This window comes from Aeromicrobium sp., assembly GCF_025965075.1.
Lineage (GTDB): Bacteria > Actinomycetota > Actinomycetes > Propionibacteriales > Nocardioidaceae > Aeromicrobium.
The window spans coordinates 1-12,077 of the sequence record NZ_JAOPXQ010000106.1; the positions used below are offsets into that span (position 1 = coordinate 1).

The window sequence follows — 12,077 nt, forward strand, 5'->3', positions numbered from 1 at the left end:
ACATTCTCTCGAAGCCGCGGCGCAGCTCCCAGTCGGTCACGGCCGCGTCGAACGCCTTGAGCTCGACATCGGCCATATTGGTGTAGTGGGCGACGACCTCCTCGCCGAGGACGGCGCGGGCGATCGAGGATTCCGCGAACGCCTCACGCGCCTCGCGCAGCGTCCTCGGGACCTTGGGCTTCCCGGAGGTGTACGCATTGCCGGTCTGCTCCGGCTCGAGCTCCAGCTGGTGCTCGATGCCGTACAGCCCGCCGCCGAGCATCGCGGCCAGGGCGAGGTACGGATTGGTGTCCCCGCCGGGCACCCTGTTCTCGAGCCGGGCCGAGCTGTCGTGGCCCACCAGACGTACGGCGCAGGTGCGGTTGTCCAGCCCCCACGCGACCGTCGTCGGCGCGAACGAGGCGTCGGCGAACCGCTTGTAGGAGTTGATGTTGGGGGCGTACAGCAGCGTGAAGTCGCGCATCGTGGCCAGGACCCCGGCGATGAACTGGTCGTAGACCACGGACCTCTTGCCGTCCTCCCAGAACACCAGCCTCCCGTCGGCGCCGCGCAGCGACAGGTGGATGTGGCACGAGCTGCCCTCGCGCTCGTTGAACTTCGCCATGAACGTGATGGCCTGACCGTGCTGGGAGGCGATCTCCTTGGCGGCGGTCTTGTAGACCGCGTGGTTGTCGGCCGTCGCGACGACGTCGTCGAACAGGAAGCCGATCTCGTGCTGCCCGAAGTTGCACTCGCCCTTGGCGCCCTCGACGTTCATCCCCGCGGCGTACATCGTGTTGCGGATGTCGCGCAGCAGCGGCTCGACCCGGGTCGTGCCGACGATCGAGTAGTCGACGTTGTACTGGTTGGCCGGCGTCAGGTCGCGGTAGCCGTCGCGCCACGCCTGCTCGTACGTCGTGTCGAACACGATGAACTCCAGCTCCGTGCCGGCCAGCGCGACGTAGCCGGCCTCGGCGGCCTTGGCGACCTGCGCCTTGAGGATCGTGCGCGGCGACTGGACGACGGGCGCGTGGTCGAGCCACACCAGGTCGCACTGGATCATGACGGTCTTGGGCAGGTGGTCCAGCACCCGGATCGTGTCGTAGTCGAGGGCGAACTCCATGTCGCCGTAGCCCGTGTCCCACGAGCTCATGGCGTAGCCGTCGACGGTGTTCATGTCGACGTCGACGCTCAGCAGGTAGTTGCAGCCCTCCGTGCCGTGGTCCACGACGACGTCGAGGAAGTAGTGCGCGTGCAGCCGTTTGCCCTGCAGGCGCCCCTGCATGTCGGTGAACGCGACGACGACGGTGTCGATGTGCCCCTCACCGATCTGGACGCGCAGCTGCTCGAGGCTCAGGAGCCGTGGATTCCGCCCGCTCATGTCATCGTCCCTTCACATCAGGCCCCGGAGCAGGGCGGCCGTGTCATCGCAGTGGCTCTCCATCGTGCGTCTCGCCTTGGCCCCGTCGCCGGCGAGGATCGCCTGGACGATCGCCTCGTGCTGGCGGTGGGAGTGATCGATGTTGCGGTCGAGCACCGGGATGGCGTCGAGCATGTCGTGCAGGCAGATCTGCACGTCGGTGACGGCGTCGATCAGCATCGGCGAGCCCGACAGCGACGCGATCAGGAGGTGGAGCATCGAGTCGGCCTGGCGGTGCAGTGCCTTGCTGGAGGCCGCGTCGACCCGGTCCAGGGCGGTACGCAGGTGGGTCGCCTGCGTCTCGGTCAGCCGCGTCCCGGCGGCGGCCTGCGCGGCCCCGGGCTCCACGATCCGGCGGAAGTCCAGCGCGTCGAGCAGCTGCTCCCGGGGCCGGTCCAGCACCGGGGAGGAGCCGGGCTCGCGCGGGGTGAAGTCGACGACGGTGCCGCCGCCCCGACCGCGTCGGGTCGTGACGAGCCCGGCCTCCCGCAGGGCGGCGATCGCGTCGCGCAACGTCGCCCGTGAGACGCCGAAGCGCTCGGCCAGCTCCCGCTCGGGCGGCAGGGTGCTGCCGGTGGCGTAGATGCCGAGGCGGATCGAGGTCGCGAGCCGCTCGACGCAGGACTCGAAGGCGTGATGACCGCGGACCGGCCGCAGCACGGCGTCCACCAGGACGTCCGGCTCCGCGACGGTGTCGGTCATCGACCCTCCTTTTGGTCTGTTTTCGAACCTTATCCCGTCGGACCCGCCCCTGCGAAGGTCTCCCTGCCACCTCATTCAGCCGGATGAGGTGGCGGATCCACCGCCGCCCTCCGGATCAGGTGGCGGATCCACCGTCCCGGTCGCCGGGCGGAGGCGCTCGCCGTCCGGGTCCAGCAGCGGGCGCAGCGACACTCGCGCCGGGACCCGCCGACCGCCGACGTCGAGCTGGTAGCGGCCCTCCCGGACATACGCCGGGGTGGCCACCTCGCCGGCGGGGGGCTGGACCCAGGCCAGCCCGACGCCCGTGCCGAGCGTCGCCCCCCACGCGGCGGACATCACCTGGCCCGCGGGCTCGCCGTCGCGGACCAGCAGCTCGCCGCCCCACACCATGACGTCCGGGTCGTCGACCGCGAACGACACCAGCCGCCGCGACGGCCCGGCGGCCTTCGCCTTCTCGACCGCCTCGCGACCCAGGAAGTCGATGTCGGTCCCGAGCTTGCAGGTGAAGCTCAGCCCGGCCTCGACCGGGTCGACCTCGGGCGTCAGCTCGCGACCGTACGCCCGGTAGCCCTTCTCGAGCCGCATCGACTCGATCGCGTAGTAGCCGGCGTCGACGATGCCCAGGTCCTGGCCCAGCAGCTTGATCGCGTCGTAGAGCGCGAGGGCGTCGCGGTTGCGGACGTACAGCTCCCAGCCGAGCTCCCCGACGTACGTGATGCGGGTGGCCCGGACCCGGACGCCCGCGAGCTCGACCTCCCGGCTCGTCCCGAACCCCCAGCCCTCCTCGCTGACGTCGACGTCACCGAGCCGGGTCATCAGCTCCCGCGACCGCGGACCCATCAGGCCGAGGACCGCGAGCCGGGCGGTGAGGTCGAGCACCGTGACGTCGAGCCCCTCCGGGACGTGCCGCCGGATCCAGTCCTGGTCGCGCTCGGTCGTCGCCGAGCTCGCGACGAGGAAGAACTCGTCCTCCGCGACCCGGGTGACGGTCAGGTCCGACTCGTAGCCGCCGCGGCGGTCGAGGATCGCGGTGTAGACCGCGCGGTCGACCTCGCCCGCGACGTCGTTGCTGCAGATCCATTGGAGGGCCGCCGCGGCGCCGGGACCGTGCACGGCGTACTTGGAGAACGAGGTCTGGTCGAACACCGCGACCCCCTCGCGGCACGCGACCTGCTCGGCGACCGACCACGGCAGCCAGTTCTGCTTGCCCCACGCGTACTCGATCGACGGGTCCTGCCCGGCCGGGGCGAAGAAGTTGGCCCGCTCCCAGCCCATCTTGCTGCCGAGGCCCGCGTTGGCGTCGACGAGCCGCTCGTGGACCGGCGAGGTCCGTAGCGGCCGCGCGGTGTCGTACTCCCGGTTGGGCCACGGCACGGCGTAGTGCAGGCCGAGCACCTCGGTGACCCGGTCGCGGAGGTACGTCAGGTCGTTCTGGAACGGGCCGAACCGGCGGATGTCGACCGCCAGCAGGTCGACCGTCGGCTCACCCTCCAGGATCCACTCGGCGAGCGCCCGGCCCGCCCCGCCGGCCGAGGCGATGCCGACCGAGTTGAAGCCGGCCCCGACGAAGAAGCCCCGCACGGTGGGCGCCTCCCCGAGGATGAACTGGTTGTCCGGCGTGAAGCTCTCCGGGCCGTTGTAGAACTTCCGGATCCCGGCGTCCTGCAGCGCCGGGATCCGCTGGATCGCGGAGTCCATCAGGACCTGGAAGTGGTCCCAGTCCTCGCCGAGCAGCTGGAACTCGAACGGGTGGGGGATCGCGTCCGGCGACACCCACGGCTTGGCCTCGGGCTCGAAGCCGCCGACGACGAGCCCGCCGACCTCCTCCTTGACGTACGTGTAGCCGTCCGGGTCGCGCAGGATCGGCAGGTCCGGGCGAACGCCCTCGATCTGGTCGGTCACGACGTAGAAGTGCTCGGCGGAGTGCAGCGGCACCGCGACCCCGATCCGGGCGGCGATCTGGTGCGCCCACTGGCCCGCGCAGTTGACGACGATCTCGGCCTCGACGTCGCCGGCGTCCGTGCGCACACCCGTCACGGCACCGTCCGCGACGAGGACCTCCGTGACCCGGACGTGCTCGGCGACGGTGGCGCCGCGCTGCCGCGCCCCGCGGGCGAGGGCCTGCGTCAGGTCGGTCGGGTTGGCGGTCCCGTCGCCGGGCAGCCAGATGCCGCCGACGAGATCCTTGGTCTCGAGCAGCGGATAGCGCTCCCCCACCTGCTCGGGCGTCAGCAGCTCGCACTCCAGGTCGTACGCCACCGCGGTCGCGACGGTCCGGCGCAGCTGCTCCATGCGGTCCTCGGTGCGGGCGACCGTGACCCCGCCGCAGCGCCTGAACCCCGCGCTCAGCCCGACCTCGTCCTCGAGCTGCTCGTAGAGGGCCGCGGAGTACTGCACCAGGGACGTGCCGCTCTGCGTCGCACGGAGCTGACCGACCAGCCCGGCGGCGTGCCACGTCGTGCCGCACGACAGCTCGCCCTGCTCGAGCAGGAGCACATCGGACTCGCCGCTCCGGGCCAGGTGGTAGGCGACGCTGGCGCCGACGACCCCGCCACCGATGATGACGATCCGGGCGCGGTCCGGCAGGCTCATGCCGCGGCCACCGCCTCGAGCCGGGCCGCGAAGTCCGGCGAGCGGAAGTCCTCGACGGCCTTGTCGTAGCGCTCCTGCCCCCAGCCGGCGAAGTCGAAGTCGTCCTGGCTGGTCGCGGCCTGGATGAATCCCCACAGCGACCAGCCGTAACGGGACACCGTCGCCTGCAGCCTGGCGCGCGCCACCATCCGCGGGTCCTCGTGGCCGACGTACGCCGTCACGAGCTCGACCAGGTGGTCCTCGTCGAGCTCGCACTCGGTCCACGAGTTGCCGAGCTCGAAGCACGGGTCGTTGTTGCCGGAGTAGTCGTAGTCGATCAGCCAGATCCGGTCGCCGTCGTCGACGATGTTGCCGGCGAGGAGGTCGTTGTTGCACGGCACGGTCGGCAGCCGGTGCGCCGCCAGCGCGCCCTGGATGCGCAGGAACTCCGCGCTGTACGACACGTAGTCCGCGGGGATCGCGAAGCCGTGGCTGACGCACGCGTGCAGGTACGTCGGCTGGCGGACGAACATGTCGAAGTCCCCGCGGAACCGCGGGCCCCCGTGCAGGGCGCGCATCGCGGTGGCGACCCGTGGCAGCGTCCCGGGGACCCGGAGGTCGGCGTTGACGAGGCTCCGGCCGCCGACGAAGCCGATGACCAGGAGCCCGAGGTCGGGCCGGTAGTCCACGAACGGCGCGCCGGCGCCCGACGCCTCGGCGGCACGGGTGTTGTACGACTCGGCGTCCCGGTCGATCCCGAGCAGGGCGCCGTCGCTGCGGGCGAGCCGGACGACGCACACCCCGTAGGGGGTCGTGACCTTGAGGTTCTGGTTCGTCAGCCCACCGGACAGCTCCTCGACCGTGCGCGGCCGCCCGGCCAGGGCCGGCACCTGGTCGAACAGCCCGTCGAGGTCCGTCATGGCGAGATCCTAGCCGCGCCGCCCGTCAAAGGTCTAGACACATCCCCGGCTGTCGCGTCAGCGGGGCTCGGCGGCGATCCTCGTGTCGGTGCCGAGGCCGGTCTGCAGCGTGATGCGGGTGCGGTCGGAGCGGTAGCGGTCGTGGGCGAACTCGACCGCGATCCCGTTCGCCGCCCGGGCGCGACGGGTCACGAGCATCAGCGCCGATCCCGGCTCCACGCCCAGCAACGTCGCCTGCTCGACGGACGCGATCTCCGGCTCGAGCCACTCCTGCGCGGACTGCGGCGACAGGGCGTAGTGATCCCGCATGAGGGCGTACAACGAGGCGTTGAGGTTGCGGTCGAGCAGCCCCGGGAACAGGTGCTCGGGCAGGTACGTCTCCTCGAGCGCCAGCGGCTCGCGGCGCGCGGACCGCACCCGCACGATCTCGATGACCCGCTGACCGCGGACGAGCTCGAGCCCGGCGGAGACCTCGGGCGTCGGGTCCACGACTCCGGTCCGGACGACGCGCGCCCCGGCGCGTACGTTGGCGCGCCGCATCTGCTCGGTGAACCCCGGCAGCCCGGTGAGGTCCACGGGCACCCGCGGCTCGCGGACGAAGCTGCCGCCGGACCGGCCGCGCTTGCGTGCGATCCAGCCCTGCCCCTCGAGCGACCCGAGCGCCTGGCGCAGCGTCATCCGGCTGACGCCGAGCGCCTCGGCGAGCTCGGCCTCGGGCGGCAGCTTGTCGCCGGTCAGCACCCACCCGCCGCTGATCCGTCCCATCAGCCAGGTCGTGATCCGGGCGTGGGACGGGTCGGCGGTCGACGCCGAGAGATCGGGCTTGTCGCCCAACGCCTCGTCGTCGACTGCCAGACTTCGCACGCGTCGACCGTACCGGTCGCCCTCAGTCGTCGAGCAGCTCGGCGACGGCGGGGTCGATGTTGGAGATCGGGCCGTTGAACCACTTCTTGGCCGAGACGTTCCACCAGATGGCCAGAAGCAGCACGGCACCGATCGTGACGAGGGGGGCGTAGTTGACGAACTTCCAGCTGAAGTCGTCGCTGAACGGCACCGCGCCGGGCACGAACGGCATCATCAGGTAGATCGAGACGATGACGATCTCGGCCACCGCGAGCAGGTTCATCCACTTGTACTTCGCGCCGTTGTTCCACTGGCCGACCTCGAAGGCGTCGCCCCTGCGCCAGCGCAGCCAGATCGGGATCGCGAAGGAGGCGTACAGGCCGATGACCGCGATCGACGTGACGGCGTAGAACGCGACCGGGATGATCAGCGGCTCGGCCTCCGTCCCGACGTTGACCTCGATGAGGGCCGGCAGCGTCACGAGCGCGGCGGCGACCGCGACGCCCATGACGGCGTTCGCCGGCACCCGCTTGGCCGAGAGCGACGACCAGAGCCGCGATCCGGGCACCGCCCCGTCACGGCTGAAGGCGAAGGCCATGCGCGATGCCGAGGTGAGGCACGACGTCGCGCAGTAGAACTGCGCCGAGGCGGAGATGAACAGGACGAACGTCGCCCAGTTGGTGCCCAGCGACTCGACGAAGATGAACGCCACACCACCACCGCCCACGCCCGCGTTGTCCGCGACACCCTCCTTGTCGGGCACCGCGAAGACCACGGCGAGCAGCAGGATGTAGCCGCCGAGCGCGGAGTAGAAGATCGAGCGCCAGATGCCCTTGGCCGCCGCGGTCGACGCGCTGGACGTCTCCTCGGAGAGGTGGGCGCAGGCGTCGAACCCCGTGATGGTGTACTGCGTCAGCAGGAAGCCGAACGGGATGATCGCGAAGAAGAACATGAAGTTGCTCGTGCTGCCATCGGAGAACCCGGAGTTGTTGAACCGCTCGGTGAACACGTAGTTGAACGACTGGTGCTGGTCGGGAACCAGGATCAGGATCAGGACGATCGCGGTGGCGCCGACGACGTGCCACCACACCGAGACGTTGTTCATGACCGCCATCAGGTGGCTGCTGAAGATGTTGAGCACCGACGCCAGCACCAGGACGACCAGGAAGATCACGAACACGCGCTTCAGCGAGTAGTCATCCGCGTACGAGTCGGAGTACGTGCTGATCGTCAGGTCGATGAACGTCGCGCAGCCGTACGAGACGCCCGCCGTCACGGCGATCAGGCCGATCAGGTTGAGCCAGCCGGTGAAGAAGCCCGCGGCCGGTCCGCCGAGCTTGGAGGCCCACCAGTAGATGCCGCCCGACGTGGGGTACGCCGACACGAGCTCGGACATCGTGAACCCGATGATGAGGATGAAGATGCTGAGGATCGGCCACGACCACGAGATCGAGATCGGGCCGCCGTTGTTCCAGCCCGCACCGAAGTTGGTGAAGCAGCCGGCCAGGATCGAGATGATCGAGAACGAGATCGCGAAGTTGGAGAATCCCGACCATGACCGGTCGAGGTCCTGCTTGTAGCCGAGCTCCGCGAGCCGCTTCTCGTCCGCATTGAGTTGATCTGCCATGAGGGAACCAACTTTCAGTGAAGTTGGTGCATGCTAACCCCGCGCGAAGGTTTGCATCTAGACCTTTTGTGCAATCGGCCTACGATCTTCACACGACGGAAATCGGTGCGATGCCGCCGACAGTCAGTTGGATTCGTCGCCCGGCTGTCGCTCACGCTTCAGCGCGTCACGCTCCGCACGCAGCCGTTTGACCTCGTGGCGACGGCCCTTGAGCCGCATGCTGAGGCCCGTGATCAGCAGCACCAGGACGGCTCCAGCGATCGCTCCCCCGAGCGTGCCGGCGCGGAAGCCGGGTGCCTCCACGTCGAACGTGCGCTCCCCGGCATGGGCAGCCTTGCTGTTGCCGGCGACGACGGCCAGCGTCAACCAGTTCGGTGCGGCGAGGACCAGGGCAACGATCGCGACGATTCCCCGCCAGGTCCAGCTGAAGAATCCGCGGCGGATCTGGAGCAGCAGCAGGAGCGGGACAGCGGTGAACACGAATCCGTAGAAGATCCCCAGCAGCGTTCCGCGGCTCAGCTTGCCATCGACCTGGTCGCCGACCCGGTGGCCCCACCAGCGCGGGAAGAACGCCGCCGAGATCCGGAAGCCGATGTACGCCACGCCGATCAGCACGATCAGCAGCACGATCCGCTTGACCCAGCCGGCCGCCCCGATGTCGGGCTGGTCGGCGATCCTGCGGTCGAGCGCGTCGTCCTCGTGCTCGGGATTGCGGGCCGCCGAGTCGTTGTCCGTCATCCCGACATCATGGCACTGCCGACCGGGAGGGGCCCGACCAAAGCACCGCCGATGGTCCTCGGTGTCGGCTCTAGGGGACGCGCAGGAACGTCACGGCGAAGTCGGCGTCGTCGTGCCACGGCTCCAGGTCCCACGTCGCGAAGCGCTGCTCGAGCACGAGCCCGGCCGCGGCGACATCGGCGTCGAACGAGTCGAGGGCCAGGTCGCGATCCGTGGCGAAGCCGAGGATGACCCGCCCACCGGGCCGGACCGCCGAGCGCAGCGAGGTCAGGACCGCCCGCTCGGTGCCCGGCGCGACGAACACCATGACGTTGCCCGCCACGACGGCGACGTCGAACGGCTCCTCGTCCAGGTCGAGGGTCGCCAGGTCGGCGACGAGCCAGCGCGGGCCCGGGTGGTCCTCCTCGGCCGCGGCGACCAGGACCGGATCGGCGTCGACCCCGACGACGGTGTGGCCGCGGGCGTGCAGCTCGGCACCGACCCTGCCAGGGCCGCAACCCGCATCGAGGACGCGGGAGCCCGGGGCCGTCACGGCATCGACCAGACGCGCCTCCCCGGCCAGGTCGACCCCCTCGGCCGCCATGGTCCGGAAGCGGTCGACGTACCACTGCGAGTGGCCGTCCTTGGTCTCGGTGAACCAGCGCGGTCGGTCAGTCATGCGACCATCGTCTCCCACGCGTTCGGGCAGGCGTACTCTCGGCTCGTGAACGACTCCAGGCGCGGTGTGACCTTCGGAGTCGCCGCCTATCTGTGCTGGGGATTCTTCCCCCTCTACTGGCCGCTCCTCGAGCCGGCCGGCTCGCTCGAGATCCTCGCGCACCGGTTCGTCTGGTCGATGGTCTTCGTGCTGGTCGCGATCACCGCGATGGGCAAGTGGCGCACGTTCCTCGCGATCGCCCGCGACCGCCGGCTGATGCTGATCCTCGCGGCGGCGTCGGTGACGATCGCGCTCAACTGGGGCGGATTCATCTACGGCGTGACCAACGGCCACGTCATCGAGACGTCATTGGGCTACTTCATCAACCCGCTGGTGACGGTGCTGCTCGCGGTCTTCGTGCTGAAGGAGACGCTCCGCCCCGCGCAGTGGGCCGCCGTGGCGATCGGCATCATCGCGGTCGTCGTGCTGACGGTCGACTACGGCCGGCTGCCGTGGGTCGCGCTGCTCGTCGCGTTCTCGTTCGCCGCCTACGGCTTCCTGAAGAAGAAGGCCGACCTCGGGGCGTTCGAGGGCCTCGGCATGGAGACCGCGATCCTGTTCCCCGTCGCCCTGGCGTTTCTCGTGACCCTGCAGGCCCGCGGCGAGCTGGCGTTCGGCCACGAGGGACCCGGCAACGTCACGTTGCTGGTCGGCACCGGCGTCGTCACCGCGATCCCCCTGCTGCTGTTCGGTGCCGCGGCGACCCGCCTGTCATTGACGACGATCGGGATCCTGCAGTACCTCGGCCCGATCATCCAGTTCATCACCGGGCTGACGATCTTCCACGAGGACATGACGACGGCGCGGTGGGTCGGCTTCGTGCTGGTCTGGATCGCCCTCGTGGTCTTCACCGTGGACGCCATGACCAGCCGTCGCCGGCTCCTGCGCGAGACTGCCGAGGCCTGCGCGATCTGATCGAGTGGCGCACCCCCGACCGCGAGTGGCGCAGAAACGCACGACACGCCGTCCCATTTTCTTCATTCCGCGCCACTCGCGGATCGTTGTGCGCCAGTCGCGGGTCGATCAACCGAGGCGGGTGGCGACGGTGTCGCAGAGGGCCTGGAGCGCGGTACGCGCTGAGGACTCCGGGAGCTTGGCCAGCAGCACGCCGGCCGCGTCGGTCTCGGCCTGGACGTAGGCGCGGGCCTCGTCCATCGCGGGGTGCACCCGCAGCAGGGACAGCGTCTCCTCGACCAGGGCGTCGTCGTCGCCGAGCGGCCGCGACAGCAGGTCGCGCAGCCGCTGGCTCTCCGGGTCGGTCGACCGCAGGGCGATCAGCGTCGGGAGCGTGGGGACACCCTCGCGCAGGTCGGTGCCGGGGGTCTTGCCGGAGTCGCCCGTCTCGCTCGCGATGTCGATGATGTCGTCGCTGAGCTGGAACGCCGCACCGATCCGCTCGCCGAACTCGGTCAGCGTGTCCTCGATCTCGGTCGAGGCACCGGCCATCTTGGCGCCGAAGCGGGCGGCCGTCGCGATCAACGAGCCGGTCTTGTCCGCGACGACCGACAGGTAGTGGGCCAGCGCGTCCTCGTCGTCGGCGGGGCCGATCGTCTCGCGGATCTGGCCCTGCACGAGCCGGGAGAACGTCTGCGCCTGGATCCGCACCGACTCCGTACCGAGGTCCGACACCAGGTCGGAAGCCTGGGCGAAGAGGTAGTCCCCCACCAGGATCGCGACCGAGTTGCCCCACCGGCTGTTGGCGCTCGGCGCACCCCGGCGCATGGACGCCTCGTCCATCACGTCGTCGTGGTAGAGCGTCGCGAGGTGGGTCAGCTCGACGACGACGGCCGACCGGGCCACGTCGGCGTGCGCGGGGTCGCCGAACTCGGCGGCCAGCATGACCAGCAGCGGGCGGAACCGCTTGCCGCCCGCGTTGAGCAGGTGCGCGGCGGCCTCGGCGACGAGTCGCTCGGGGCTGTCGACGGCGGCGGCGAGCTGTCGCTCGACCTCCGCGACCCCCGTCTGGACGCGTGCCTCCAGCTCGGCGTCGGTGAACGTGACACCCAGACTGGACACGCAGAGCTCCTCTGAAACGGGTCAGCGCACGAAGGCGCCGGCGTGCTGCGCGAGATCCAGCACCGGTCCCGGAATGATACCGAGTCCGATCGTGCCGACCACGGCCACCACGAGGACCACGGTAGTCAGCGGGCTCGGCACCGCCACGGTCGGGCCGTCCCCGATGGGATCGGTGAAGAACATCAGCACGATGACCCGCACGTAGAAGTACGCCGCCAGGGCGCTGACGAGCACGCCGATGACCACGAGCCACCAGAAGCCGCCGGAGTACGCCGCGCTGAAGACGGTCCACTTGCCGATGAAGCCACCCGTCAGCGGGATGCCCGCGAACGACAGCATGAACAGCGCGAACGAGCCGGCGAGCAGGGGTGACTTCTTGCCCAGGCCCGCCCACTTGGACAGGTGCGTCGTCTCGCCGCCGGAGTCCCGCACCAGCGTCACGACCGCGAACGCGCCGATCGACGAGATGCCGTAGACCGTGAGGTAGAACAGGATGCTCGACACCGACGTGATGCGGTCCTCGCCACGGACGCCGGCGTACGCCCCGACGAAGCCGACCAGCAG

The 12,077-nt window shown here is 70.1% G+C and carries 11 protein-coding genes; 1 reads left to right on the forward strand and 10 read right to left on the reverse strand.

The genetic code is table 11. The features are described 5' to 3' along the window. From JWQ91_RS07020 to JWQ91_RS07055, 8 genes are all read right to left on the reverse strand, one after another. Window positions 1-1,360: glutamine synthetase family protein (locus JWQ91_RS07020; protein WP_297782147.1), on the reverse strand; the 1,360-nt coding region annotated here is incomplete at its 3' end. A gap of 12 nt (window positions 1,361-1,372) precedes the next feature. Beyond that, window positions 1,373-2,101, reverse strand: coding sequence for an FCD domain-containing protein (locus JWQ91_RS07025; RefSeq protein ID WP_297782148.1), 729 nt, complete (start codon window positions 2,099-2,101; stop codon window positions 1,373-1,375). A gap of 75 nt (window positions 2,102-2,176) precedes the next feature. Beyond that, window positions 2,177-4,693, reverse strand: a complete 2,517-nt coding sequence (locus JWQ91_RS07030) for an FAD-dependent oxidoreductase (protein ID WP_297782149.1) — start codon at window positions 4,691-4,693, stop codon at window positions 2,177-2,179. Then, window positions 4,690-5,592 carry a phosphotransferase gene (locus JWQ91_RS07035; protein WP_297782150.1) on the reverse strand — a complete coding sequence of 301 codons (903 nt, stop codon included), beginning with the start codon at window positions 5,590-5,592 and terminating at the stop codon, window positions 4,690-4,692. The genes JWQ91_RS07030 and JWQ91_RS07035 overlap by 4 nt, the downstream gene beginning before the upstream one ends. Window positions 5,593-5,649: 57 nt before the next feature. Next, a complete protein-coding gene (locus JWQ91_RS07040) occupies window positions 5,650-6,456 on the reverse strand; it encodes a GntR family transcriptional regulator (RefSeq protein WP_297782151.1) in 807 nt (268 codons plus the stop codon). Between the two features lie 22 nt (window positions 6,457-6,478). Beyond that, window positions 6,479-8,062, reverse strand: a complete 1,584-nt coding sequence (locus JWQ91_RS07045; RefSeq protein WP_297782152.1) for an amino acid permease — start codon at window positions 8,060-8,062, stop codon at window positions 6,479-6,481. A gap of 123 nt (window positions 8,063-8,185) precedes the next feature. Beyond that, entirely contained in the window at window positions 8,186-8,800 is a 615-nt protein-coding gene (locus JWQ91_RS07050; RefSeq protein ID WP_297782153.1) for a hypothetical protein, read from the reverse strand. A gap of 70 nt (window positions 8,801-8,870) precedes the next feature. After that, complete coding sequence (locus JWQ91_RS07055; RefSeq protein ID WP_297782154.1) at window positions 8,871-9,458, reverse strand: class I SAM-dependent methyltransferase; 588 nt, start codon at window positions 9,456-9,458, stop codon at window positions 8,871-8,873. 45 nt (window positions 9,459-9,503) lie between these two features. Between JWQ91_RS07055 and rarD the strand changes: the two genes are divergently transcribed. Next, window positions 9,504-10,412, forward strand: a complete 909-nt coding sequence (rarD, locus tag JWQ91_RS07060) for an EamA family transporter RarD (protein ID WP_297782155.1) — start codon at window positions 9,504-9,506, stop codon at window positions 10,410-10,412. 108 nt (window positions 10,413-10,520) lie between these two features. On the opposite strand, the gene JWQ91_RS07065 is transcribed toward rarD, so the two are convergent. After that, window positions 10,521-11,513, reverse strand: a complete 993-nt coding sequence (locus JWQ91_RS07065; RefSeq protein WP_297782156.1) for a polyprenyl synthetase family protein — start codon at window positions 11,511-11,513, stop codon at window positions 10,521-10,523. Window positions 11,514-11,534: 21 nt separating this feature from the next. Then, a partial coding sequence (locus JWQ91_RS07070) for a proton-conducting transporter membrane subunit (protein ID WP_297782157.1) occupies window positions 11,535-12,077 on the reverse strand: 543 nt, incomplete at its 5' end.

Excerpts from the sequence above, each read along its gene's own strand:
- JWQ91_RS07025 (WP_297782148.1), bottom strand. The coding sequence starts at position 2,101 with ATGACCGACACCGTCGCGGAGCCGGACGTCCTGGTGGACGCCGTGCTG.
- JWQ91_RS07030 (WP_297782149.1), bottom strand. The coding sequence starts at position 4,693 with ATGAGCCTGCCGGACCGCGCCCGGATCGTCATCATCGGTGGCGGGGTC.
- JWQ91_RS07035 (WP_297782150.1), bottom strand. The coding sequence starts at position 5,592 with ATGACGGACCTCGACGGGCTGTTCGACCAGGTGCCGGCCCTGGCCGGG.
- JWQ91_RS07045 (WP_297782152.1), bottom strand. The coding sequence starts at position 8,062 with ATGGCAGATCAACTCAATGCGGACGAGAAGCGGCTCGCGGAGCTCGGC.
- JWQ91_RS07050 (WP_297782153.1), bottom strand. The coding sequence starts at position 8,800 with ATGACGGACAACGACTCGGCGGCCCGCAATCCCGAGCACGAGGACGAC.
- JWQ91_RS07055 (WP_297782154.1), bottom strand. The coding sequence starts at position 9,458 with ATGACTGACCGACCGCGCTGGTTCACCGAGACCAAGGACGGCCACTCG.